The organism is Zymobacter sp. IVIA_12111.31 C1 (assembly GCF_047495495.1).
Lineage (GTDB): Bacteria > Pseudomonadota > Gammaproteobacteria > Pseudomonadales > Halomonadaceae > Zymobacter.
Map to the genome: position 1 here is coordinate 2,106,764 of NZ_CP179930.1, position 24,945 is coordinate 2,131,708.

The 24,945-nt window shown below is 60.1% G+C and carries 21 protein-coding genes and 1 riboswitch; of the genes, 10 read left to right on the plus strand and 11 right to left on the minus strand.

The window, feature by feature from the left end; all coding sequences use genetic code 11:
* Positions 1-38: 38 nt before the first annotated feature.
* The gene (locus ACMHYW_RS09545) at positions 39-2,396 is read right to left on the minus strand and encodes a DNA internalization-related competence protein ComEC/Rec2 (RefSeq protein WP_414499732.1); all 2,358 of its coding nucleotides are present in this window, start codon (positions 2,394-2,396) and stop codon (positions 39-41) included.
* Positions 2,397-2,435: 39 nt separating this feature from the next.
* Here ACMHYW_RS09545 and ACMHYW_RS09550 point away from each other — a divergent pair, with 39 nt between their 5' ends.
* Entirely contained in the window at positions 2,436-3,029 is a 594-nt protein-coding gene (locus ACMHYW_RS09550; RefSeq protein WP_414499733.1) for a hypothetical protein, read from the plus strand.
* A gap of 52 nt (positions 3,030-3,081) precedes the next feature.
* Here ACMHYW_RS09550 and ACMHYW_RS09555 read toward each other — a convergent pair whose 3' ends face one another.
* The 3 genes from ACMHYW_RS09555 to ACMHYW_RS09565 all read right to left on the minus strand — a co-directional run bounded on the left by ACMHYW_RS09555 (position 3,082) and on the right by ACMHYW_RS09565 (position 6,349).
* A complete protein-coding gene (locus ACMHYW_RS09555; RefSeq protein WP_414499734.1) occupies positions 3,082-3,765 on the minus strand; it encodes an ABC transporter ATP-binding protein in 684 nt (227 codons plus the stop codon).
* Positions 3,758-5,008, minus strand: coding sequence for a lipoprotein-releasing ABC transporter permease subunit (locus ACMHYW_RS09560; RefSeq protein ID WP_414501493.1), 1,251 nt, complete (start codon positions 5,006-5,008; stop codon positions 3,758-3,760). The genes ACMHYW_RS09555 and ACMHYW_RS09560 overlap by 8 nt, the downstream gene beginning before the upstream one ends.
* Positions 5,009-5,266: 258 nt before the next feature.
* Positions 5,267-6,349 (minus strand): NAD(P)-dependent alcohol dehydrogenase, encoded by a 1,083-nt coding sequence (locus tag ACMHYW_RS09565; protein WP_414499735.1) that lies wholly within the window; start codon positions 6,347-6,349, stop codon positions 5,267-5,269.
* Between the two features lie 455 nt (positions 6,350-6,804).
* Between ACMHYW_RS09565 and ACMHYW_RS09570 the strand changes: the two genes are divergently transcribed.
* The 8 genes from ACMHYW_RS09570 to thiE all read left to right on the plus strand — a co-directional run bounded on the left by ACMHYW_RS09570 (position 6,805) and on the right by thiE (position 16,425).
* Positions 6,805-7,707, plus strand: coding sequence for an AraC family transcriptional regulator N-terminal domain-containing protein (locus tag ACMHYW_RS09570; RefSeq protein WP_414499736.1), 903 nt, complete (start codon positions 6,805-6,807; stop codon positions 7,705-7,707).
* 126 nt (positions 7,708-7,833) lie between these two features.
* Positions 7,834-8,718 (plus strand): DNA replication terminus site-binding protein, encoded by an 885-nt coding sequence (locus ACMHYW_RS09575; RefSeq protein WP_414499737.1) that lies wholly within the window; start codon positions 7,834-7,836, stop codon positions 8,716-8,718.
* 113 nt (positions 8,719-8,831) lie between these two features.
* Complete coding sequence (gene mfd, locus ACMHYW_RS09580) at positions 8,832-12,326, plus strand: transcription-repair coupling factor (RefSeq protein ID WP_414499738.1); 3,495 nt, start codon at positions 8,832-8,834, stop codon at positions 12,324-12,326.
* 66 nt (positions 12,327-12,392) lie between these two features.
* Positions 12,393-12,512, plus strand: a riboswitch (TPP riboswitch).
* 200 nt (positions 12,513-12,712) lie between these two features.
* Positions 12,713-13,465 carry a HesA/MoeB/ThiF family protein gene (locus ACMHYW_RS09585; protein ID WP_414499739.1) on the plus strand — a complete coding sequence of 251 codons (753 nt, stop codon included), beginning with the start codon at positions 12,713-12,715 and terminating at the stop codon, positions 13,463-13,465.
* Positions 13,462-13,671 (plus strand): sulfur carrier protein ThiS, encoded by a 210-nt coding sequence (thiS, locus tag ACMHYW_RS09590; RefSeq protein WP_414499740.1) that lies wholly within the window; start codon positions 13,462-13,464, stop codon positions 13,669-13,671. Before ACMHYW_RS09585 ends, thiS begins: the two co-directional genes overlap by 4 nt.
* Positions 13,672-13,739: 68 nt before the next feature.
* On the plus strand, positions 13,740-14,510 hold the full coding sequence (locus ACMHYW_RS09595) for a thiazole synthase (RefSeq protein ID WP_414499741.1): 771 nt from the start codon (positions 13,740-13,742) through the stop codon (positions 14,508-14,510).
* 14 nt (positions 14,511-14,524) lie between these two features.
* Positions 14,525-15,760 (plus strand): 2-iminoacetate synthase ThiH, encoded by a 1,236-nt coding sequence (thiH, locus tag ACMHYW_RS09600; protein ID WP_414499742.1) that lies wholly within the window; start codon positions 14,525-14,527, stop codon positions 15,758-15,760.
* Positions 15,757-16,425 (plus strand): thiamine phosphate synthase, encoded by a 669-nt coding sequence (gene thiE / locus ACMHYW_RS09605; RefSeq protein ID WP_414499743.1) that lies wholly within the window; start codon positions 15,757-15,759, stop codon positions 16,423-16,425. Before thiH ends, thiE begins: the two co-directional genes overlap by 4 nt.
* A gap of 255 nt (positions 16,426-16,680) precedes the next feature.
* Here thiE and ACMHYW_RS09610 read toward each other — a convergent pair whose 3' ends face one another.
* Together ACMHYW_RS09610 and ACMHYW_RS09615 are read right to left on the minus strand one after the other, a co-directional pair.
* On the minus strand, positions 16,681-17,673 hold the full coding sequence (locus ACMHYW_RS09610) for a lysylphosphatidylglycerol synthase domain-containing protein (protein WP_414499744.1): 993 nt from the start codon (positions 17,671-17,673) through the stop codon (positions 16,681-16,683).
* 71 nt (positions 17,674-17,744) lie between these two features.
* Positions 17,745-18,326 (minus strand): hypoxanthine-guanine phosphoribosyltransferase, encoded by a 582-nt coding sequence (locus tag ACMHYW_RS09615; protein WP_051523797.1) that lies wholly within the window; start codon positions 18,324-18,326, stop codon positions 17,745-17,747.
* Positions 18,327-18,744: 418 nt separating this feature from the next.
* Here ACMHYW_RS09615 and lexA point away from each other — a divergent pair, with 418 nt between their 5' ends.
* Positions 18,745-19,371, plus strand: coding sequence for a transcriptional repressor LexA (gene lexA / locus ACMHYW_RS09620; RefSeq protein ID WP_027705145.1), 627 nt, complete (start codon positions 18,745-18,747; stop codon positions 19,369-19,371).
* Between the two features lie 191 nt (positions 19,372-19,562).
* Here lexA and ACMHYW_RS09625 read toward each other — a convergent pair whose 3' ends face one another.
* The 5 genes from ACMHYW_RS09625 to topA form a co-directional block, all read right to left on the minus strand.
* A complete protein-coding gene (locus tag ACMHYW_RS09625; RefSeq protein ID WP_414499745.1) occupies positions 19,563-19,814 on the minus strand; it encodes a hypothetical protein in 252 nt (83 codons plus the stop codon).
* A 215-nt stretch (positions 19,815-20,029) separates the two neighbouring features.
* Positions 20,030-20,788, minus strand: a complete 759-nt coding sequence (locus tag ACMHYW_RS09630) for an HAD-IIB family hydrolase (protein WP_414499746.1) — start codon at positions 20,786-20,788, stop codon at positions 20,030-20,032.
* Between the two features lie 122 nt (positions 20,789-20,910).
* The gene (locus tag ACMHYW_RS09635; protein ID WP_027705143.1) at positions 20,911-21,243 is read right to left on the minus strand and encodes a DMT family transporter; all 333 of its coding nucleotides are present in this window, start codon (positions 21,241-21,243) and stop codon (positions 20,911-20,913) included.
* Positions 21,244-21,493: 250 nt separating this feature from the next.
* Entirely contained in the window at positions 21,494-21,940 is a 447-nt protein-coding gene (locus ACMHYW_RS09640; protein WP_414499747.1) for a DUF6586 family protein, read from the minus strand.
* A complete protein-coding gene (gene topA, locus ACMHYW_RS09645; protein WP_027705141.1) occupies positions 21,940-24,588 on the minus strand; it encodes a type I DNA topoisomerase in 2,649 nt (882 codons plus the stop codon). Before topA ends, ACMHYW_RS09640 begins: the two co-directional genes overlap by 1 nt.
* Between the last annotated feature and the right edge of the window lie 357 nt (positions 24,589-24,945).

The following is a 24,945-nucleotide window of genomic DNA, read 5'->3' on the forward strand; positions in this document are numbered from 1 at the left end:
ACACGCTTTCATGTTCAAAAGTGAAGGGGCAGTCTACCTCAAAGCCTTCGGATCACGACAGTCTGATGACGGCGCTGTGTGTCGATACTGACATTGCCCTCCGGCAGGAAGCGCACCGTAATCGCCCCTGTTTCTGCGGTATTCCACTGCTGCGCGCCAACCTCACGCACACGCTCAACGGTCTGGTACGCGGGATGATGATAGCGGTTGGCATAGCCGGTGCTGTACAGCATAGCGGCGGGGCGAGTACGTACTAGTAGCGCTCGCGAGTTGCTGCTGTGACTACCATGATGGCCTGCAACCCACACGCTTATCGGCTGATCGAAGGCGCTCAATAGCCATTGCTCAACCTGCGCTGAAGCATCCCCGGTGAATAACGCCCGCCCTACCTGTCCTTCGACCAGCAGCACGCAGGAACGATCGTTTTCGCTGGAAGACAACGGTTGATCGGGACGCGGCCACAGAAAGCGAAAGCGCACGCCATCCACCACCCACGACTGCCCCGCGCGGCACAGCGACAGTGCGGGCGGACGCCCCTGCAAGGCATCACCAGCGGTCAGTGCAGGCATCGCCCATGGCGCCCACCATCGACCGACATGATGGTACTGACGCAGCGCAGGTATCCCACCGGAGTGATCCAGATCACCGTGGCTGACGATGACGCCATCGAACGCCTGCGCGGCGGGCCACACCTCGTCAATGGCGCGCCGCCCCGAACGGCTCTGTGGCCCGGTATCGAACAGATAGCGGTGCCGATGCGTACGCAGCTCGACCAACTGCCCCTGCCCGACATCCAGCACGGTCACCTCGAACATCCCTTCGTCCGGACGTGGAGCCGACGTTCTCCCAAGCGCCAACAACGCACTTCCTAACAGTAGGATGCCGCGCCAGCGCCACGTACAGCATGGCAACATGCTTACCACCGCGACTACCATTATCGCCGTTCCGATTGCCGTAGCCGCTTCAGGATCAACGAGTCGCGAAGGACAATACTGCGCAGCACTATTAAGCAGTGAGCACAGCGGCGCCAGTAGGCGATCGAACAGCCACCAGCAGCCATGGGCCACTGACGGACACGGCCATGCACACAGCGCCCCGCTCATGCCGAGCGGCATCAAAACCAGTGATATCCATGGGATAGCGATCAGATTGGCAGGAAAGGCGAGCGGCGCCCAGCGCTCCATCATGACCAGCAACGCCCCTTCCATCAGAAGCGTGATCGCACCGTGACAGTAAAGCAGTCGCCACAGCGACGGTGCAGTCTGTCGATGCGGGTGCATGACATACAATCCCGCAACCGCACCAAAGGAAAGCCACACACCGGGCATCAGCAACGACCACGGCATAATCAGCAGCACGGCCAGCAACGCCAGCCACCACAGCTGCCAACGCGAAGGCCGCCAGAGGCTCACGAATGCCAGTACCCACGGCAGAAGCGCAACGCAGGCCCGCGCGGCAGGTGCCCCGCCTTGCGCCAGCACGGCATACCCAATGCCAGCCAGAGCGGCCCCTGCACGAGGTGCTGTGGCCCGTCGATAACGGGTAGGCCGCACACGCCGCATGCCCCACCGTGCCAGTGCCGCCCAGAAGCCGACAGCAAGTGTGATATGCGAGCCAGACACCACCACAAGGTGCGTTGTTCCCGTATCGTTGAACAGCTGCCAGTCCGCGTCATCAAATGCGCTGCCATCGCCAACGATCATGCCTTTCAGCCACCGCTGCGCCGACGCGGAAACGCCGCTGGTTTCGATCTGCCGGCGCAGCCACGCCGCCGGCTGCCATCCCGCTTCCGACAAGCGCTGAGGTGCAGGATGAGGCAGCACACTGCCGATACCCCCGATCCCCTGACGCCGCACCCGCCATACTGTGTCCCACTGCCTCGGGTTTGCAAGCCCGTGCGGGGGTCTGAGGCGCACGGCAAGCTGCCATCGCTCGCCTTCAGCCACGGTCACCGTCGAAGGCAACGACAGCTGGAGACGATCCAACCGCATACAGCCCCCTGCTACGGCCAGCGGATGACACTGCTCAACACCGAACAGAGCACTTCTTAATCCCCCACGGTCATGCAACGACAGCACCTTCCCTTCAACACGCAATGGCTGATTCAGGAGCGCGTCTGCCAACACCGCCTGCCGTGCATGATGCCCGTGCAGCATAGCGATCACGCAGCACAGCGTAGCCAAACAGCCCAGCACGCTACGTCGCCACAGCCAGCCACCACCGTTCAACACGATGATGGCCCATGCACCCCACCACAGCCACTTAGGCCCCAGCAACGCCACCCACAGACAGCAGGCCGTCGCACAGGTCACCGGCATCAGCGGCACATGGCGACACATCGGCCGCACTGTTCTTAGCACCACCCGCACACAGCGCAACGACAAATGACACCTCATGGCTCCATTCCTTCATCCCTCTTTCCTATAGGGCATCGGATGACGCGGCCCCCCGTTGAGGTGACTCGGCTCACGACCGGGGTAGGAAGCGCAGCAAGGCTAGAAGGCAGAAGGCAGAAGGCAGAAGGCAGAAGGCAGAAGGCAGAAGGCAGAAGGCAGAAGGCAGAAGGCAGAAGGCAGAAGGCAGAAGGCAGAAGGCAGAAGGCAGAAGGCAGAAGGCAGAAGGCAGAAGGCAGAAGGCAGAAGGCAGAAGGCAGAAGGCAGAAGGCAGAAGGCAGAAGGCAGAAGGCAGAAGGCAGAAGGCAGAAGGCAGAAGGCAGAAGGCAGAAGGCAGAGGCAGAAGGCAGAAGGCAGAAGGCAGAAGGCAGAAGGCAGAAGGCAGAAGGCAGAAGGCAGAAGGCAGAAGGCAGAAGGCAGAAGGCAGAAGGCAGAAGGCAGAAGGCAGAAGGCAGAAGGCAGAAGGCAGAAGGCAGAAGGCAGAAGGCAGAAGGCAGAAGGCAGAAGGCAGAAGGCAGAAGGCAGAAGGCAGAAGGCAGAAAATTGGGCTCCCCTCGCTCGGCTTATGCAAGCACCTTGTCGAATATTATTCGCCGCTGTCATTACGAGCTTAGCCAAAACAACAAAGGAGCCTGATGTAGGCTCCTTTTCGGTACCGCATGTGCAGAAACAGCCTAGCTGCCGCCGATTACGCTTCTTCCACCAACTGCCCTTCGATCAGTCGCAGTACGCGGTCCTGATGGCAGGCCACGGTCATGTCGTGGGTCACGATCACGAAAGCACAGCGACTACTGCGGGCGATATCGTCCAGCAGGGCCAGTACATGGCTGGCGGTCTGCTGGTCGAGGTTCCCGGTCGGTTCATCCATCAGAACCAAACTGGGGTCGGTCACCAGTGCACGCGCAATTGCGACACGCTGGCGTTCACCCCCCGACAGTTCGCCGGGCTTGTGGCTGCCGCGATGCGCCATGCCGACGCGATCGAGTAGCGCCAACGCACGTTCGTTGGCCTGACGGCGCGACTGTCCGCGAATCATCAGCGGAATCGCCACGTTCTCGCAGGCGGTGAACTCGGCCAGCAGATGATGGAACTGGTAGACGAACCCAATATGGCTGTTGCGGAACGTCCCGATGGCCGCTTCACCCATGCCACTCAACGACTGACCATCGACGACCACCTCACCGGAGGTCGGGTGATCCAGCCCACCCAACAGGTTGAGTAACGTCGTTTTGCCGGAACCGGAGCTGCCCACCACTGCGACACGCTCACCCGCCCGCACCTGTAGCTCAAGCTGGTCCAGCACGGTAATGTCCTGCGGCCCTTCACGGTAGATACGCGTCAGTGCGCGGCATTCAAGCATCACATCATTCATAGCGCAGCACCTCAGCAGGTTGAACGCGTGACGCACGCCACGCCGGATACAGGGTCGACAGGAAGCTCAGTGCGAAGGCCACGCAGACAACCACGCCCACGTCTGACCATTCAAGGCGCGACGGCAGATAGCTGATGAAGTACACCTTCGGATCAAGGAACTGTACGCCGGTCACGTTCTGGATCCACGCGACGATATCGGACACCGACAACGCCAGCGCAATGCCGAAGATCACACCCAGCACGATCCCCACGACACCGATGGTCAGCCCCTGCACGATGAAGATACGCATGATGGTGCCCGGTGTGGCTCCCAGCGTACGCAAAATCGCGATGTCCGCATGCTTGTCAGTGACCACCATGACCAGCGTCGAGACGATATTGAATGCGGCCACGGCCACAATCACCATCAGCAGCAAACCGATCAGGTGTTTTTCCATCTGGATGGCTTGGAACAGGTTGCCCTGCGAGTAGGTCCAGTCCAGTGCGTAGTAGGCCGCGTACTGCGGGTTCTGCATCAGCGCCGTCGAGAAATCGTGAGCAATGAACAGATCATCCAGCTTCAGACGGATACCCTGCGGGCCATCGAGACGCGCCAGCGCCTGCATGTCGCCGAGGCTGGCATAGGCGAGGTTGCCGTCGATCTGCGCCCCAACCTTAAAGATACCGCTGACGGTGAAGGCACGCATGCGTGGGAAGACCCCACCCGGTGTTACCGATGCTTCAGGCACCAGCAGTGTGACGCGATCACCAACACCGACGCCCAGCTGACGCGCCAGCAGTTCACCCAGCACCACGTTCCACTGCCCTTTCTGCAACGTGTCCAGCGAACCTGCCGTCATGTGATCGCGGATGATCGACACCTGCGACTCATAGGCTGGGTCGATACCGATCACCTGTGCGCCCTGGTTATAGCCGTAGGCAGTGAACATGCCCTGCTGTTCAACGTACGGCGCTGCCCCCTGCACATGCGGCATGGCCCGCAGCTGGTCGGCCAGCGTCTGCCACGACCGGATGCCAACACTGCTATCGCGCAGCTGCACCTTGGTGTGGGGCACCATACCCAGAATGCGGGAACGAAGCTCGTTGTCGAAGCCGTTCATCACCGACAGCACCAGAATCAGCACCGTAACGCCGAGCGTCAGCCCCAGCATGGAGGTCATTGAGATGAACGATATGAAATGATTGCGCCGCTTGGCCCGCGTATAGCGCAAGCCTATGAAAAAGGGAATGCGATCCAGCAACATACGAAGGCTATCCTCGGAAAGGCCCATGTGATGCCATGCGAGCAGTGACTCTACCCGCTGACCAGGGCTGTACCATACATCATGAACCTCGTGCCGTCATGAAACGGCACGGGCATTCGCTTATGAATAGAACGTGGACTGGCCGCGAAGTTCGATACAGTGCCGATCACCGTATATAAAGCAAAAGGGAAGCACAGATTTCTGCGCTTCCCTCAGCAATGGTCGGCACTTACAGCCGCTAGTTGTTACCGCGGCTTACTCGGTGCGGCTCAGCTCTTGCTGACGCGCCTGTTCAAGCGTAGCCATATCAATGACGAAGCGGTACTTCACGTCGCCTTTGATCATGCGCTCGTAGCCTTCGTTGATATGACGGATATCAAGCATCTCGATATCGCAGGTGATGTCATGCTCGGCACAGAAGTCCAGCAGCTCCTGGGTTTCAGGAATGCCGCCGATCAGCGAGCCCACCACCGCGCGACGTTTCATCACCAAGTTGGCCGCATGCAGTGCCGGTTCGATCGGCTCAATCAGCCCGACCAAGATATGGACACCATCATATTTCAGCGTTGCCAGATACGGGTTAAGGTCGTGCTGAACCGGTACGGTATCGAGTAGGAAGTCGAAGCGATCAGCCGCGGCCTGCATCTGTGCCTCATCGGTAGATACGATGACGTGATCGGCCCCTTGCGCAAAGGCTTCTTCAGCTTTCTTCGCCGAACGGGTGAACAGCGTGACTTCGGCACCCAGCGCCTTCGCCAGCTTTACCCCCATGTGGCCCAAACCGCCCATACCGATAACGCCTACTTTGTGACCTTCACCTACGTTGAAGTGGCGCAGCGGTGACCACGTAGTGATCCCAGCACACAAAATCGGCGCAGTGGCCGGCAAATCGGCACCTTCCGGAACGTGTAGCACAAAATGGCGATCGACAACGATATGGTTGGAATAGCCGCCCTGCGTTACCGTGCCATCGTGACGATCCACAGCACCGTAGGTCATGGTCGGGAATTCTGCACAGTACTGCTCCAGCCCGTCGTGGCAGGCGTCACAGTGCTGGCAGGAATCGACCATACAGCCCACGCCGACATGTTCACCCACGCGGAAATCGGTCACGTTGCGGCCTACGGCCGTCACTTCACCGATAATTTCGTGTCCCGGCACCATCGGGTACTGACTACCGCCCCATTCGTCACGTACCTGATGGATGTCGGAGTGACATACGCCGCAGTAAAGGATCCTGATGACGACATCGTCTTCCCGCGGCTCGCGTCGTTCGAACGAGAAAGGCGCAAGAGGAGACGTTGATGACTGGGCGGCATAACCGAATGCTTGGCTCATAAGGACATCCTTAATCCAATGAAAATGGAGCGGAACGGCTCAGCATCGGCACAGGCCACGTGCCGTTGCGCGATGCTCGCCATGCGGCGACACACGCAGACATGCAGAGCGTTCCAGCGGGCTGGCAGTATAAGCGTCACGCTGCCATCGCCCTACCGATATTGCTGCTGAAAGATCACACGATCCTGTCGATAACCGAGCGAATTGCCCGTCCATCAACCCTATTATCATGCTTAATTCTGTCCCATGATGATGAAATTGCGCATGACAGTCTGGATACGTGTACATTACCTGTACTTTTGAACACCACGCCATTGCTTACAGAGCGCACTGCCACCCGCATGCACGATTCTGCTATCACGTGCAGACGCTACTGAAAGCGCATACAAAAGGCGTCGACGGATAGGGTAAGATGCCTACCCTATGCTACCGCTACGTTACTCAGGGATAACATCATGCAGATGGCTCTGACACGCATGCAGCAGCTCATTCGAGCGCTGTCGCCCGCCCCCGGGTATACCCCCACCGATCTGCCTGGGGTCACACTGCTGTACTCCGAGCACGACGTGGCTCGCACACCACTGATGTACAGCCCCAGTATTACCGTGATCGTACAGGGCACCAAGATTGGTCACCTTGGCACGCACCGCGTGTTCTACGGCGAAGGGCACTATCTGGTGCAGACCCTGCCCGTACCGTTCGAGTGCGAAACCTTTGCCTCACCCGATGCGCCGATGATGGGGGTTTCCATCGCCCTGCGCCCTGAGCTGATGAGCGACATTCTAGTACGCCTGAGCGATATCACACCGGCTCACCCCACTGTCCGCCCCACTGCGCCGATGAGCGCCGTACACCTCGACAACCATATGGCAGATAATGTCATCCGCCTGCTGGAGTGCTTGCACGACCCCATCCTGCAAGCGGTTGTCGGCCAGTCCCGGGTGATTGAGGTCATTCTGGATGTGCTGCGCGGCGAGCAAGGGCATGCCATTCAGGCTCTGCTGCATCATCAGGGGCCGTTCTCGCGCCTGACCAAAGCCTTGCAGTACCTGCACGCGCATTACGAAGAGCCGCTCAACATCCAAACGCTGGCCTGCCACGTCAACATGAGCGCCTCGACCTTCCATCATCAGTTCAAGCGCCTGATCTGCACATCACCGTTGCAATACCTCAAACAGATACGGCTGCTGAAAGCCCGCATGCTACTCAGTCAAGATCGCCTGCCGGTCAGCCATGTGGCAGAAGCCGTCGGCTACAAGAGCCCTTCGCAGTTTAGTCGCGAATACAAGCGCTACTTCGGCGTACCGCCCAACGACGACCGCCAGTCCGCAGGGTCTGCCGTTCGCCCCGGCCTCTGACCACGCCAATCACGCTCGCCATTCGCCATAAGGATACGGATATCGTTATGGCCCCCCTTGCACCTCAGCGTTGAACGTGACAGGCTGCAAGTCACATGCAAAGATAACGGTATAAGGCAGACTCGTATGACATTGCCCTCGGATATGGCACTGCAAAAGGCGCTTGAAGAAGCATTCGATGCGCTCTGCGCTTCGATCGACACCCTGTGTCGCCATGTCGATCGCCACCCGCCTCAGCTGTGGTGCCTCCCCTCGGACGACGGCCAACCCCGCTCGGCAGCGGCCTGGCTGCGTGAGGCGCTGACAGACATGTGGTATCACGACGGGCAGGATGGACGGGCAACGCGCAACTATGTCGGGGTAGTGGCTGCCGACGAAGCACTGATGGCGCTTGCCGAGGGGGTCAACCGCTGCAAGGATCATTTCGGTGAGGTGATAACGCAGATCCGTACCACGCTACCCGCCGACCAGCTGACCGCCATGCGCGCGGCACTTCCTCTGCGGCCTTCCGCGGTCAACGCACATCTGTGCGATGACGGCCTAGCTCGCCTGCACCTCAAACAATGCTGGCGGCGCGTGCTGATCGCTCCAGCGCCCGTCGCACGCATTCGACTGGCGTGGTACAGCAACGGACGCTCGATCAAGCGCCTGAGCGTACAGGATGCCGAAAAACTGCTGATGCAGCTCGATACCTCCGCCGATCATGTCCGAATCCAGTACCGCAAGCTGGCCGCGCTGCCCAGCGATGAACCGCTAGCACAGGTACAGGCGCAAGCACCGCTGATGCGCGCGAATCTGTTCTATGTCGAACCGCTGGATGACGGCCGCCAGCGTCAGGCCATGAACATCGCCATGCCGTTGTTCGTGCCGTCTCCCAACGGGCGTCTTCCCCACTGCAACCAGCCGCCCGCCGCCCCGCCCGAGACACGCACTCGCGCTCGCCGCAGTGACTCGCGTATCGACGATGAGCCGTGGCTGCCCAGCATCCGCGTGCATCGTTACCGCTATTGAGCCTTCCCCAGTGATACACGGATATCCATACAGTATCGCCCTTAGTGTTTCTCAAGGGCTTGCAGTACACTGGGGGCATTGCCTATCGACTCACGTACAACCGACGGATCGACATGCCTGACTCAACGCCTGTCTCACCTTTTTCGCCACCCGCTCCCCGCTCCGCTTCCGACACCTGCTATTGGCAACAGCCCCCGGGCAGCGCGGCTGCCCTCGCGCTGGCGACACGACTGGCACAGTCTGCCAAGACACCCTTCATGGTGATCACGCCCGATATGGCGTCGGCTCAGCGGTTGGAAGCCGATTTGCGCTTCTTCTACAGTAACAATGAGCGGCTGCAGACGTTTCCCGACTGGGAAACCCTGCCGTATGACACCTTCTCACCGCACCGCGATATCGTCTCGACCCGGCTGCGCGTCATGCGACGCTTACAGTCGCATCACCCAGACGTACTGATTGTTCCGGTCAATACACTGATGCAGCGTCTGCCTCCGGTCGACTACGTCGCCGTGCAAGCGCTCAAGCTCGCACGCGGCCAGCACCTTGATCGCGAGCAGTTCCGCTTGCAGCTGCACCGCAACGGCTATCGGGCGGTCGAGACCGTCTTCGAGCCGGGCGAGTATGCCTTCCGCGGCGCACTGATCGACCTCTATCCGACCGGTAGCGATTCGCCGCTGCGCATTGATCTGTTCGATGATGAAGTCGACACGCTGCGCCGCTTCGATCCCGAAACACAGCGCTCCAGCGACAGCCTCGATGAGATTGAGCTGCTGCCGGCACACGAATATCCGCTGACGCAGGAGGCCATTGCGCGCTTCCGTGAAGGGTTCGAAACGGGGTTTGATGTCGATCCGCGTCAAGTGCCGCTCTATCTGGACGCGCTGGAAGGCATCCCCTCTCCAGGCCTTGAGCAGTATCTGCCGCTGTTTTTCGATGAAACCGCCACCCTATTCGATCACATCGGCAGTGAGGCGCTCGAAATCATGCTGCTGCCGGGCGTTCAGGATGCCGCTCGCCAGCACTGGCTCAGCATTCAGGAACGCTATGCAAACCTGGCCGTTGATCGGACGCGCCCACTGCTGCCTCCTGAACGTGCGTTTGTGCCCGCCGACGATCTGTTCGGGCTAATCAAGCACTATCCGCGCACCCAGTGGGTCAGCGAACCACACAAACACGCCCATATCTTTGCTGCGGCACCGCTTCCCGATATCAGCCTTGATGGGCGCAGCCCCAAACCACTGCACCGTTTGATGGCATTTCTGGAACAGCATGTCGGCCCCGATACGCGCCTGCTGTACGTTGCCGAAAGCCGCGGCCGCCTAGAAGCACTGGAAGAACAGCTGGGAGGACTGGTCACACATGCGGCACACCTGCTGGGCTGGACAACCTTCATGCAAGAACAGGCGTCGCGCGGTATCACTACCGGCGCACTGGGCGAAGGTGTCTGGTTACCAGCCGACAAGCTGATCGTCATTACCGAAACCGAGCTGTACGGTGACATCGTGCGCCAAAGCCGCCGACGCCAACAGGTGCGCGCGACGGACGATGACGAGCTGGTGATCCGTAGCCTGTCGGAGCTGAAGCCTGGCGCACCGGTCGTTCACCGTGCACACGGGGTTGGACGCTATCTGGGACTGGAGACCATCACCGCCGCGGGCCAACAGGCGGAGTTCGTGGCGCTCGAATACGCCAACGGTGCCAAGCTGTACGTGCCCGTCGATAGCCTGTCGATGATCTCCCGCTATAGCGGTGCACCCGACGAAGCTGCGCCACTGCACAAGCTGGGCAACGATCAATGGGAGAAGGCACGCCGCAAGGCAGCCGAACGCATCCGCGATACCGCGGCCGAGCTGCTGGACGTGTATGCCCGCCGCGAAGCGCGTGAGGGTTTTGCCTGCCTGCCCCCCGACGATGCCTATGCACGCTTTGCCGCGGCATTCCCGTTCGAGGAAACCCCCGACCAGAAAGCAGCCATTCAGGCCGTCATTCACGACATGACCTCCGTACAGCCGATGGATCGCGTCATCTGCGGTGACGTTGGTTTCGGCAAAACCGAAGTGGCAATGCGCGCGGCGTTCTTGGCCGTCAACTCGGGACGACAGGTCGCCGTACTGGTGCCGACCACACTGCTGGCCCAGCAGCACTACGACAACTTTCGTGACCGCTTCGCGGATACCGCCGTCAATATCGAAATCCTATCGCGCTTCAAGGCCGGCAAAGCACAGACCGCCGCCCTCGAACGCTTGCGCGAGGGCCAGGCCGACATCGTGATCGGCACGCACAAGCTGCTCGGGCGCGACACCGAATTCAAGGAACTGGGGCTGGTCATCATCGACGAGGAACACCGCTTTGGGGTGGCGCAGAAGGAGCGTCTGAAGGCGATGCGCGCCGAAGTGGACATTCTCACCATGACCGCCACCCCCATCCCTCGCACACTGTCGATGGCGATGAGTGGCATGCGCGATCTGTCGATCATCGCCACACCACCGGCACGCCGCCTGTCGGTCAAGACGTTCATCCAGCAGCGCAACGATGGCGTATTGAAGGAAGCCATCCTGCGTGAAATCCTGCGCGGCGGGCAGGTCTACTACCTCCACAACGAGGTCAAAAGCATCGAAGCAGCGGCTGAGAAGCTGGAAGAGCTGGTGCCCGAAGCACGCGTCGGCGTAGCACACGGTCAGCTGGCCGAACGTCAGCTGGAACGCGTGATGAGCGACTTCTACCACAAGCGCTTCAACATTCTGGTCTGCTCAACGATCATCGAAACCGGTATCGACGTGCCCAGCGCCAACACCATCATCATTGAGCGCGCCGATAAGTTCGGACTGGCACAGCTGCACCAGCTGCGCGGCCGCGTGGGTCGTTCGCACCACCAAGCCTATGCGTACCTGCTGACGCCACCGCCGAAGCAGATCACCAGCGATGCTCGCAAGCGTCTTGAAGCCATCAGCCAATCGGAAGACCTGGGGGCCGGTTTCACACTGGCCAGCCACGATCTGGAAATCCGCGGCGCGGGGGAGCTGTTGGGTGAAGAACAGAGCGGCCAGATCGAAACCATCGGCTATGGCCTGTACATGGACATGCTTGATCGTGCCGTGAAAGCCATTCGTTCGGGGAAAACGCCAAACCTCGAAGCACCGCTCGAAGAAGAGGTCGAAATCGGACTGGGGCTGCCCGCCCTAATTCCCGACGACTACCTGCCCGATGTGCAGCAGCGTCTGGTGATGTACAAGCGCATCAGTAGCGCCGCTACGGCCGACGCCCTGCGCGAGCTTCAAGTCGAGATGATCGACCGCTTCGGCCTACTGCCTGACCCGGTCAAGCACCTGTTCCGTCAGGCCGTGTTGCGCCAACGCGCCGAGCGGCTGGGCATCCATCGTCTTGAAGCGGGACCGGAGCGGGGCCGCCTGATTTTCGGCAGCCAGCCGACCATTGATCCGATGGCACTGGTCACGCTGATTCAGCGCGAGCCCCAACGCTACCGACTCGACGGCGCGCAAACGCTGCGCTTCACTGCCGCCATGCCCGATGCCGAAACGCGCTTCAAGGCGATAGAGGCCCTGCTGACGCGGCTTGAGCAGAGTCGCAGCGCGGTGAACAGCGACTAACGTCGAAGCCCATATCGGCGCACCGAGCTTGCCAGCCGACGCTCAGTGCGTTAAAACAGCACCCATCAGCACTTGTCGGAGTGCTCCCAGCGATGATGTACCACGCTCGGGAGCTGAGACCCCCAGAGGGAATCCGTGGAACCTGATCAGATTCGGATCTGCGAAGGAAACAAGCGTGCACCCTGCCCCATGTCCTGCTATTGGTACGGACGACTCACGGGCAGGTTTATCCTGAAGCGCGGCATCACTGCGCCCTCGCACGCCTTTCCCCCCTCTGAATGACCAGCGTCCCACCGCGTTCCCTTTGCTCTATTCGCTCCGAATCAGCCTGTCCTGCCCGCTGATATCGAAGGCAGCCAGGCGCATTGCGGAAAGGAAACATCACCGTGGAAGCGCTCTCCTCGTCATCGACATCACCTCGCTATCAGCGTCAAATGGCCCTCAGCGACTTCGGCCTCGAAGGACAACAGCGCCTGCACGCCGCCCATGTACTGCTGGTCGGTGCGGGCGGTCTGGGGTCAGCAGCGTCCCCTTATTTGGCGGGTGCTGGCGTAGGCATGCTGACGCTCGCTGACGACGATCACGTCAGCCTCACCAATCTTCATCGTCAGGTGCTGTACAACGAAGCGGATATCGGGCTCTCGAAGGCGGACACCGCCTGCCAGCGGTTGAGCGCCCGCAACGCCGACGTGGACTGCCGCGCCCTTGCCTGCCGCCTAGAAGGTTCAGCCCTGCTGGATGCCGTTGCCGCCGCCGATCTTGTACTGGACTGCACCGACAACCTTGCCACTCGTCGCGCCATCAATGCCTGCTGCGTAGCCCTGCAGACACCGTGGATACACGCCAGCGTTGCCCGCCTGCAAGGCCAGCTCACCGTCTTCGCGCCCCCGTTCAGTCACGGCTGCTACCACTGTCTGTTCCCCGAAGAAGCCCCCGCCGCTCCCGGCCCCCTACCCATCCTCGGCCCGCTACCCGGCATTTTGGGGGCCATGCAGGCCCTTGAGGCCATTCGCTGGCTGGTCAGCAACGATTCGCCTCTTACCCACACGATCACCTTGTTCGACGGTCAGCATCAGCGCTGGCAGACCCTCGAACGCACCGCTCACCCTCACTGCCCTGTCTGTGGAACTCACTCATGACCACCACCATCACGCTCAACGGTGAACCTCGCACGCTGCCCCAAAGCCCTCTGACACTGGCTGAGCTGCTCGTCCAGCTTGACGCTACCGCCCCCGGCTATGCCGTCGCACTCAACGGCAAGGTCGTGCCCCGCCAGCACTGGGAACAGCAGACCATCAGCGGCGGCGATGCCCTGCTGCTGATCCAGCCCATCGCCGGAGGCTAAACGGCCCGTATGCCGCTACCGCGCCACTGCCAACGCTTTCGTTCACCTTCTGTCAGGACTCTTTTGTCATGCTAACCATTGCCGACCACACGTTCTCTTCCCGCCTACTGATGGGTACGGGTAAATTCGCCACCCCAGCGCTAATGCTGGCCGCGCTGGAAGCTTCCGGCGCAGGGATGGTGACCCTGGCGATGAAGCGAGTAACCGCTACCGCCAACGAAGGCGACGTCTATGCACCGCTTAAAGCCAGCGGCATCCCACTGCTGCCCAACACGTCCGGCGCACGCACCGCCGATGAAGCCGTACTGGCCGCCCAACTTGCACGCGAAGCGATGAATACACCGTGGATCAAACTGGAGATCCACCCCGATCAACGCTGGCTGCTGCCCGACCCCATCGAAACGCTCAAGGCCGCAGAACAGCTGGTCAAGGAAGGTTTTATCGTCATGCCTTACTGCAGTGCCGATCCGGTGCTGTGCAAGCGGCTGGAAGAGGTCGGCTGCGCCGCGGTCATGCCGTTGGGTGCGCCGATCGGCTCCAATCAGGGGCTGTCCACGCGTGATATGCTGCGCATCATCATCGAGCAAGCACAGGTACCGGTGGTCGTTGATGCAGGTATCGGCCGCCCCAGCCAAGCGGTGGAGGCACTGGAAATGGGGGCCGATGCCGTGCTAGTGAATACCGCCATCGCCTCGGCCGCTGATCCCGTGCAGATGGCCCACGCTTTCCGCCTCGCCGTCGAAGCAGGCGAACTGGCACGCTCTAGCCGTCCCGGTGCGGTCACATGGCAGGCACAGGCCTCCAGCCCGCTCACCTCTTTTCTCGACACGCTGAACTGAAGGAGCCTCACTGCATGAGCCGTTCATTTTTCGGTGAGCTGTGCCAGCTCGACTGGCAGGACATCACCCTGCGCATCAATGCCATGACGGCCGCCGACGTTCAGCGTGCCCTGACCGCCCCATCCCCGGACGCCCATGATCTGATGGCGCTGATCTCACCCGCCGCCGACGGGTTTCTCGAACAGATGGCCCAGCGTGCACAGGCCCTCAGCCGCCAGCGCTTCGGCAGCACCATTGGCATGTATGTCCCGCTGTACCTGTCGAACATGTGCGCCAACAACTGCAGCTACTGCGGTTTCTCTTCGCATAACAGGATCACCCGCAAAATCCTGAGCGGAGAAGAGATTGAGCGGGAATGCGAAGCAATCAAGGCGCTGGGGTTCGATCAGGTCGTGATCGTGACAGGGGAACACCCCAAGAAGGTCGGCATGGCGTACTTCCGCGAGCACCTGCCACGCATTCGCCGCCACTTCAGTCATCTGATGATGGAAGTGCAACCGATGCGAATTGAGGACTACGCCGAACTGCGCACACTGGGCGTTGATACGGTGCTGGTGTATCAGGAAACCTACCACCCTGCGCTGTACGATCAGCACCACCTCAGCGGCTTCAAGACCGACTTCCAGTGGCGACTGGAAACGCCTGACCGCCTAGGCCTAGCGGGCATGAGCAAGATCGGCCTAGGCGCACTGCTTGGGCTGTCCGCCGACTGGCGTACCGACTGCTTCATGATGACGGAGCACCTGCGCTACCTGCGCGAACGCTACTGGCAGAGCCGCTTCTCAATATCGTTTCCGCGTCTGCGTCCGTGTGAGGGTGGCATCACCCCCGCCGCCCTGGTCACCGAGCGCCATCTGGTACAGCTCATCTGCGCCTATCGCATCGCATTTCCCGACGTCGAGCTGTCGCTGTCGACCCGCGAATCCGCACGCTTCCGCGACCATGTAGCACCGTTGGGCATCACCAGTATCAGCGCGTTCTCTCAGACGCAACCGGGCGGCTATGCCAATACCCACGATCATCATCTCGAACAGTTCACGCCAGATGATCACCGTACCCCCGAACAGGTTGCTGACGCCCTGCGCCAGTCAGGGTTACAGCCCGTATGGAAGGACTGGGATGCCGGCTTCGGCCGCCAAGCACCTTCCGCACACACGTCATCGGACAGCAGCGACGCCCTGAGCGAGCACCCGCATCCCGTGCGCCACACGCGTCCCGCCACCGCCATCCACGAGGAGCAGCAGGCATGACCGTCACTTCAACGCTCACACGTCCCCACCTCGACCTATCGCTCTACCTGGTCACGATCAGCCTCGATGAACGTGATGATGATCGCATCGTCGCTACCTGCCAGGCAGCCGTAGAAGGCGGTGCCACGCTGATTCAGCTGCGCGACAAGCATGCCACTACGGAGCAGCGCACCGCACTGGCGCGCCGCATCATCGACGCCATTGGGCGTGCCGTACCGGTACTGGTCAACGACGACATCGACGCGGCAATAGCGGCCGATGCTGAAGGCGCCCATATCGGTCAGGACGACCTGCCCCCCACCGTTGCCCGCCAGCGCCTCGGTCCCGATCGACTGCTGGGGCTGAGCGTCCACAACGATGCCGAGCTGGACTATGCCCTTGCGCAGCCCGCGGGCACGCTGGACTACATCGGGCTTGGTGCGGTCTATCCGACCCAGACTAAGGAAGTGAAGGTGCTGGGCATCGACGGTCTGCATCATCTGGCGGCGCGCGCACGCACGCACGGCCTGCCTTGCGTAGCGATTGGCGGCATCGACGGCGAACGCCTCAGCGACATCGCCACTACCGAAGCCGACGGCATTGCCGTGGTCAGTGCGATCTGCGCCCAGCCCGACCCCGCTGCCGCTGCGAAAGCCCTACTGGCGCGTTGGAAGCAGGCGCACTAAGAGACTGTTTTATAACCTGAACGATTGCGTTTACCCTTTCTAAAACAGACGGTTTCTACCGCAACTTTGTGGTTTGACGTCCCGTCAATGACATGGGTATTGGCGTTATGAAGCATGCTCTAAGCACGGCATAGCCAAACCTGAGTGCCTTACGGCATACCAACCGCTCAGCACCGCAGGCAAAAACAGAAAAGGCGAGCCTCCGCAATGGAGAGCTCGCCTTTTCTTGTCCTAGCCTCGGGATAGTCCGCTGCGCTACGACGCGCTGCGATGCCGCCGCAGTCTAACCAGTTCACAGCACAGCAGTGCCAGACAGGCCAGTACCAGTGGCAGCAGTACATAGATCGCCCGGTACAGCAGAATAGCCGCCAGCAGTGGTGCTTCGCCTACCGATCCCTTGAAAGCCGACAGAATGATCATCTCAAAGACGCCAAACCCGCCGGGTATATGACTCAATACGCCCGTCGCCAGCGCCAGCAGATATACCATCATGAAAGTGGTGAAGGGAATATCGCCCGGAATCAGCAGGTACAGCACGGCGGACGCGCAGATGACATCCAGCAGCGTAATAAGCAGCTGCAACGCGGACAGCACCATATTAGGCAGGCGAAACCGCCAGTGCCACAGGTGAAACTGACGCGTGAACGGCGTCGGACAGTGCGCAGAACGGCGCGTGGCCAGAATACCAACCAACAGCAGATAGCCAACCAGCACAGCAATGCCGATACCAATAACCCAGCTGCGTGACAGATGCAGTGCCTGCGCGGCCGCATCGACGTGGATCAGTGCTGCGACAGCGGCCAGTGGTGGCAACGCACAGCCCAACGCTAGGCTGACGAATGCTGACATACGCGCCACGTCGGCCGGTTCTATACCGTGAGGAAAGTAAAGCCGATAACGCACCGCACCGCCCGATAACATTGACAGCCCGATTGCATTGCCCACTGCCGACGCACATGCCCCCGCCATGACCAACGCTCGCGACGGCACGCTGACGCCGGCATAGCGCGTCGCCGACCATTCATAGCCCAACAGCATCACATAGCTGCCAACCGCTGCCAGCACGGCCCCCACGATCCACTGTGGCGGCACGGCCACCAGCGCCGCATGCAGTTGGCTCAGATTGATGCTTCTGACCATCGACCAACAGGCATACACCGCACCGACGAAGATCGCCACGATCAGGGCAACCCCCAGCTGGTGGCGATACTTCATCAGACGGCTCGACAGCTTCGACAGATTGCTCATTGAAAGATAGGCCTCACATTCAAAGTCACGGTCGAAGCGCCCTCACTGCGCACGCTCATGGGCAAACGCTTTTACAGCCCTTTGGGCGCGAAGATACCCGGCGCGTTGCGCCAATAGCCCTTGTAGTCCATGCCGAAACCGAACACGTAACGGTCTTCGACTTCCAGACCACAGAAATCGGCCTTCAGACCCGGCACGGCCTTGCGATCATGCTTCTTGTCGACCAGCACCGCAGAGGAGACGCTTGCAGCACCCGCCTCGCGGCAGTATTCCAGAATAGCCGCCAGCGTGGCGCCTTCATCGAGGATATCGTCGATGACGACCACATGACGTCCTTTCATCGGCCGCTCGGGAGAAACGCGCCAGAACAATTCCCCACCGCTGGTCTTGCCGCGGTAGCGCGTCGCGTGCAGGTAATCGATTTCAAGCGGGAAACCGAGACGCGTCAGCAAGTGACCCGTCGTGATGAGGCCACCGTTCATGACGCAGAAGCACAGCGGCAATTTGTCACCCAGCACTTCCGTCATGCGCGTCGCCATGGCGTCGAGTGCGGCGTCCACTTCTTCTTGCGTGACCAGACAGTCAGCCTGCGCCATCAGCGCATTCATATCCTGCACGTGGCGATGAGAATCAAAAATCGGATCGTCTTGCATTGCCAGAGTCTTGTTCAAATGTAAGTGGGATACGGCACTACCATGCCGAAAACAGAACACCTGACGAAGCCGGAGCCAGGTCAGGTGACGAGCGAAGCACATGGAGACAGCGGGCGCACCGCCTGGGCAAGCGCACTATCGCTGCCGGCAGCATGCCGATGGCGCGGATACGTAGTCCTTCGGACACGCGTTTGCCCGGAAGGTTTTCCCGGCGGCACGTTTTCCCACTGATCTAAAGGAAAGAAGCCTCGTGCCGAACTAACGTTCACGCATGCCACATGAGAACAAAACGCGCCCCATTCCCGTGCGGCGACCATTCTACCCCATAACGCGCCGTATGCTGCAATTGACTTGCGTGGCAGAATACACTGGATATAATCACAGAGATATTATTTCATCCAAGACGACAAGGCCTGTCATGACGAAACCACTCACTCGTCGCCAGCAGGAAGTCTTTGACTTCATCTGCGAGACGCTCGATACGCTGGGATATCCACCTACACGGGCAGAGATTGCGCGAGCGTTGGGGTTCCGCTCTGCCAACGCCGCCGAAGAACATCTGCGCGCCCTGAAACGCAAGGGCGTGATCGAAATGATCGCGGGCGCGTCACGCGGCATCCGCATCATTAAGCGCGACGAAGCGGCACCGACCGATACGCTGGCCATTGTAGGTCAGGTTGCGGCGGGTAGCCCTATTCTCGCCACCGAACACGTCGACCGCTACTGCCCGCTGTCGCCAGACTTCTTCTCGCCGCGCGCGGATTATCTGCTGCGCGTCAAAGGGGTGTCGATGCAGGATGTCGGCATTCTAGACGGTGATCTGCTGGCGGTGCACAAAACGCAGGACGTGCACAACGGCCAGATCGTCGTGGCTCGTCTGGGCGATGACGTAACGGTCAAACGCTTCGAGCGTCAGGGCAATCATGTTCGCCTGATCGCAGAGAACCCCGACTTTGCACCGATCGAAGTGGATGTCACCCGCGATGCGCTGGAAATCGAAGGTATCGGAGTCGGCGTCATCCGTGGCGATCAGGGTCTGCACTGATCCCACGCGATACGCCTACCAGTAGATAGGTACACGAAAGGCGGGCAGGCCGTGTGAATCGGCCTGCCCGCCTTCCTTTTATCCTGTGCCGCACGATCATGGCGATCGTCGGCCTAACCTAGGGTTCGTCCCCTAGGCACTCCCCCACCCGCACACTGTCTGCTGCGGGCGCTCATCGTGCGACATGCTTATTAATGCACGGTCACCGACTCTTCTTCGTCCTGCTCGCTCAGCGTATCGTCACCGTCCCACAGTGTCGAACGCGTGATGGCATGGTCGATCATTTCCCGTGCGACGTCGAACCGGCTTCGCTGCAGCAGCTCCAGCGCCTGCTCGGAAAATCGAATGCTGACCAAAGGAGCTTCATCATCGCTATCGGTAGAACGAAGCACGACCTCACCGTCCGGAAGCTCTACGATCTCGAGAATCGCATTGTCGATCATGAATCACCTCACATGGTAAAAAAACGACCATAGCGATTAGCGCCATGGTCGTTGTCTGACCACAGGGTACCACGACAGCGCAGCCCGTGCGACAGGCGAGGCGCAAGAATACCGCAGCACCATGCTCAGCGCGTTAGCACCGTGATGTCTTCATATTCCAGCAGATAGGCGCAGATACCCCTACCATTTTCTCGATGGCACAGCCCCAATACGGATCAGGCTGCGACCCTATCGGCCAGCGCGGTGATGGCCTGTGCCACCTCGTCGAACGCGACACGCTGGTGAGGTGGCGTAGCGGGCTGGAATTCACCCACAACGACCGAGTGTGCCGCGCGGGCCAGCATAGCCTGATCGTTAAGGTCGTTGCCGAAGATAATCGCGTGCTCGGGTGCAATCGCTAACCGATCCAGCGCATTCACCTTATCGGTCTGGCCGGGCATTAGATCGAAGCAGTGATCGAAACGGTGGAGCTTCTCGACAACATTGAAGGGCTGAGCACTCAGGTACTCTAACAGCGGTTCCCGCAGTGCCATATCGAGAATCAGAATCTTGTTAACCCCTTGCGCCATCACTGTATCGCGCTCAACGGGAGGGAACGTGACGTTCAGCGAACGCACATAGTCATGGAAATCATGCGCGATGGGCGAGAAGCCGTACTGCCAGTGACTTTCCACCACGTAGGCCGCACGGGCATTATCCAACCACCCCAGCATGCTTGCTGCACTGTCGGCATCGAATTTTTCGTTGATCATAAACTCGCCGCGCTGCCATGCCATTCCGCCGTTGCAGCCCACCATTACGGCATCATGCAACTCATCCGGCAGCAGTGGCAGCATATCGCGCACGGGCCGCGCAGAAGCGAAGACGACCTGACAGTGTTCGCGCAGCGCTAACAGCGCATTGGCGACAGAAGATGAAATCGGTTGCCCCGCCTGACTGATCGTACCGTCGATATCAAAAATAGCGTAACGCATGATTTTCCTTGATAAGTCGTACTGGATGAGAAGGAAGGTAGCAGCCCACGGTCGCGCGCTATATTCCCCGCCGGCAACCCTGCATGTGCACAGTAAGCACCGTGCGATCGTTTTCCGATCGCTCAGTGCGCCTGAACGGAAGAGAACGTATTCATGACCATCACCCCTGCCAGAATGAGTACTATACCGATCAGCGCCGCGGCATCCAGCTTCTGCTGGAAAAGTGCCCAACCGATCAGCGTGGTCAGCACCACCCCCAATCCCGCCCAAACGGCATAGGCAATACCCAGAGGCAGATACCGAAGCGTCAACGACAAGAAATAGAAGGCGCAGCCGTACCCCACGACCACCAGCACCGAAGGCCACAAACGCGAAAAACCGTTGCTGGCCTTGAGCGCAGACGTTGCGATCACTTCCGCCACTACGGCAACCACTAGAAACAGCCACCCTTGCATGACGAATGCTCCTTCAGCGATGGTCATGACAACCCTTTTATTCCCCATTATGGTGACACAGGGAATGCGCATTCACCGCTCTGGCGCGGTGTGTCTTACGTGTTGATGAAGAGAAACTACCCGACACAAATGCTCAAGGCGCTCACCCTAGCGGCTTGATAAAGCCGTACGGCAAGCGCCTTGATGAAACAGACACCTACGAAGTGCCGAGCCACATCAGCGGCCCCGCGCCTTCTTCTTGAGCAACATTTCAGCAGAAGCGCGATGACTCCCGCAGCCCATTGGCCAGCACACGCAATGCGACTAACTGATCTTTGAGCTGCGCTACACGTTCACCCACAGACAGCGTGGTGGCGATTAACCCCGCCGTTGCCGGGACATGCCCCGTCCGCCGCTGTTCTAGGCGAAGATACAACGCATACAACTCACCGTTCGCCGTCAACAATGCACGCTCCAGCAAACGTCGCTCCTGAAGCGTATCAGGCAGCGCGTTCAGCATCTGCTGCCACGGCCCAGCTTCAAGTGGCTGGGGCGCCGCCAATTCGGCCACCAGCGCCGCTAGGCTCTGCTCGGCCAATACCAGCGCTCCGGATTCACAGGCCTGCTGCAACGCCCCGTCCAGCGACAGGGCATGCGATGCCAACAGCTCAGCATCATACATCAAGCGCTGGGTGCGACGTGACGGATCGATATCCATTACTTCGCACTCTTGGCCGGTTTACGCTTGTCTTCCACGACCCAGCGCCCGTCGACGAAAGAAGCGCGCCAGCCGGTAGCCTTACCGTTGTCTTCAGTCATCACGTACTGCTCCTTGCTCTTACGCGAGAAGCGGATCTGTGCGGGACGACCGTCCGGATCGGCCACAGGCGCATCCAGCAGGAAGTGGTATTTTTCAGGCAGCGTTTCGCGATGCGGCTGCAGTTCCAGCACCAACGGTGCCCGCGTTTCACGCTTGCGAGGAAACTGGCTCGCGGCGAGGAACAGGCCACTGGCCCCATCACGCAGGACATAGTGATCCTCCACCTTCTGACAGGCCAGTTCCGGCATCGGAATCGGATCCATCTTCGGCGGTGCCGCTTCACCGCTCTTCAGCAGCTTGCGCGTGTTCTTGCAGTCATCGTTGGTGCAGGCAAAATACTTGCCGAAACGCCCAGCACGCAGCTGCATTTCCGATCCGCACTTATCGCATTCAAGCGTCGGACCTTCATAACCTTTGATGCGGAAGCTGCCGTGCTCAATTTCATACCCGGCACAGTCAGGACTGTTACCGCAGACGTGCAGTTTGCGGTGTTCGTCGACCAGATAGCTGTCCATCGCCGTGCCACAAATAGGGCAACGATGCATGGCGCGCAGTGCATCCGTTTCGGCTTCATCACCGGCATCCGCCGCTACGGCTTCTTCACCTGGCAGCAGGTCAATGGTCTTTTTGCAACGTTCCTTGGGCGGCAGGTTATAACCGGAGCAGCCAAGGAAGACCCCTGTCGATGCCGTACGGATCTGCATATGACGACCGCAGTCCGGGCATTTGATATCGGTATCGACCGGCTGATTGGGGCGCATACCGTCATCGCCGCTGGCCTTGTCGAGCTCGGCCTTAAAATCGCCATAGAACGTATTGAGCAACTGCAGCCAGTCGCGCTGGCCTTCGGCGACACCGTCTAGGCTGCCTTCCATACGCGCGGTAAAGCTGTAATCAAGCAGATCCTGGAAAGACTCGACCAAGCGGTCGGTCACGATTTCACCCAGCTTCTCGGCGTAGAAACGACGGTTCTCCAGCCGCACGTAGCCGCGATCCTGAATGGTCGAGATGATCGACGCATAAGTGGATGGGCGACCGATGCTACGTTTTTCCAGTTCCTTGACCAAGCTGGCCTCAGTGTAGCGCGCCGTCGGCTTGGTGAAGTGCTGCTCAGGGTCGAGACCATCCAGCGTCAGCGCCGTGCCTTCTTGGATGTCCGGTAACTGTTGATCTTCCGCACTGCGGCTGCTCGGCGGCAGCACGCGCGTATAACCGTCGAACTTCAGTACGCGGCCGCGCGTACGCAGTGTGTAGCCATCGGCATCTACGGTCAGCGCCGTCGACAGATAGCGCGCAGGCACCATCTGGCAGGCCACGAACTGGCGCCAGATCAACTCGTAGAGGCGTTCCGCGTCACGTTCCATGCCGCTCAGCTGTGAGGTTGCACGCTTCACGTCAGTCGGGCGGATCGCCTCGTGCGCTTCCTGTGCGCCCTGCTTGCTGGAATAGCGCACGGGAGCGTCGGGAAGGTACGCATCGCCATATTCAGCAGCGATATGATCGCGTACCTGCTCCACGGCATCCTGTGACAGGTTGGTGGAGTCGGTACGCATATACGTGATATAGCCCGCTTCATACAAGCGCTGAGCCAGCATCATGGTCTTCTTGACCGAAAAGCCTAAGCGACCACTTGCCGCCTGCTGCAACGTCGACGTAATAAAGGGAGCGCCGGGCTTGCTGGACGTCGGGCGGTCTTCACGCTTGGTGATCGCCAGAGTCGCATCGTACAGCCCCGCGATGCGCGACAGTGTCTCTTCTTCGCTAACAGGACGGAACGGCTCACCGTTTTGGCGCACGAGCTCGAAGTTCAGTACGTCGTCCTTGCCATAGCGCAGACGCGCCATGACGTCCCAGAATTCCTCAGGAACGAAGGCGCGGATCTCGCGTTCTCGCTCAACGATCAGACGCACCGCCACCGACTGCACGCGGCCGGCTGACAATCCGCGGGCCACCTTACCCCACAGCAGCGGCGACAACATGAAGCCCACCACGCGGTCGAGGAAACGCCGTGCCTGCTGGGCGCGGACGCGTGGCATCTGCAACTCGCCCGGCGACTGGAAGGCCTGCTGGATCGCGTTCTTGGTGATCTCGTTGAACACCACACGCCGGAAACGGCCTTCATCACCACCGATGGTCTCGCGAAGGTGCCAGGCAATGGCTTCCCCCTCGCGGTCAAGGTCGGTTGCGAGATAGATAGCGTCGGCCTTGCGGGCCAGACGTTTCAGTTCATCGACGACTTTTTCCTTGCCCGGCAGAATTTCGTAGTGCGCTTCCCAATCATGATCGGGATCGACGCCCATGCGACGAATCAACTGCTCGTGCTGTTTGCGCAGCTTGTATTCGGCCTTCTGTTCAGGCGACATTTTGCGCGTCAGCGCGGCCTGCTGGCTGCGCTCTGCCGGCGTCGTCGTACGCCGATCATTGCCACCCGTCGGCAGGTCACGGATATGACCTACACTGGACTTCACGATGAACTCGTCGCCCAGATACTTATTGATGGTCTTGGCCTTGGCCGGCGATTCCACGATCACCAGTGACTTACCCATAGCATTCCATCTCTGTGCAGCGCGCTCACCGCGGGATTTCCGCTGCGGCGCATGGGAATAAATGTGCCTACCCTACCCTAGCAGACGTTACGACGCCACCGCGCATCCATCGGCAGACCGACGGCAGAGTTGAGCCCATGTCGCATAAACATTCCACGAGGAACGAATCACTTACTTACGCCTCAAATAGCACGGAACCACTCGAAAAGGTATATCCGGCATGACTTTGACCGCCAACAACGGGTATCATCGCCTGCGCCCGACACATGAAAAGGCGACTAAGGTCGATGAAGACTGTCACTGACGGCTTGCACACCCTTTTCTTGGAGCACACCATATAGATGCGAACAGCCTTTA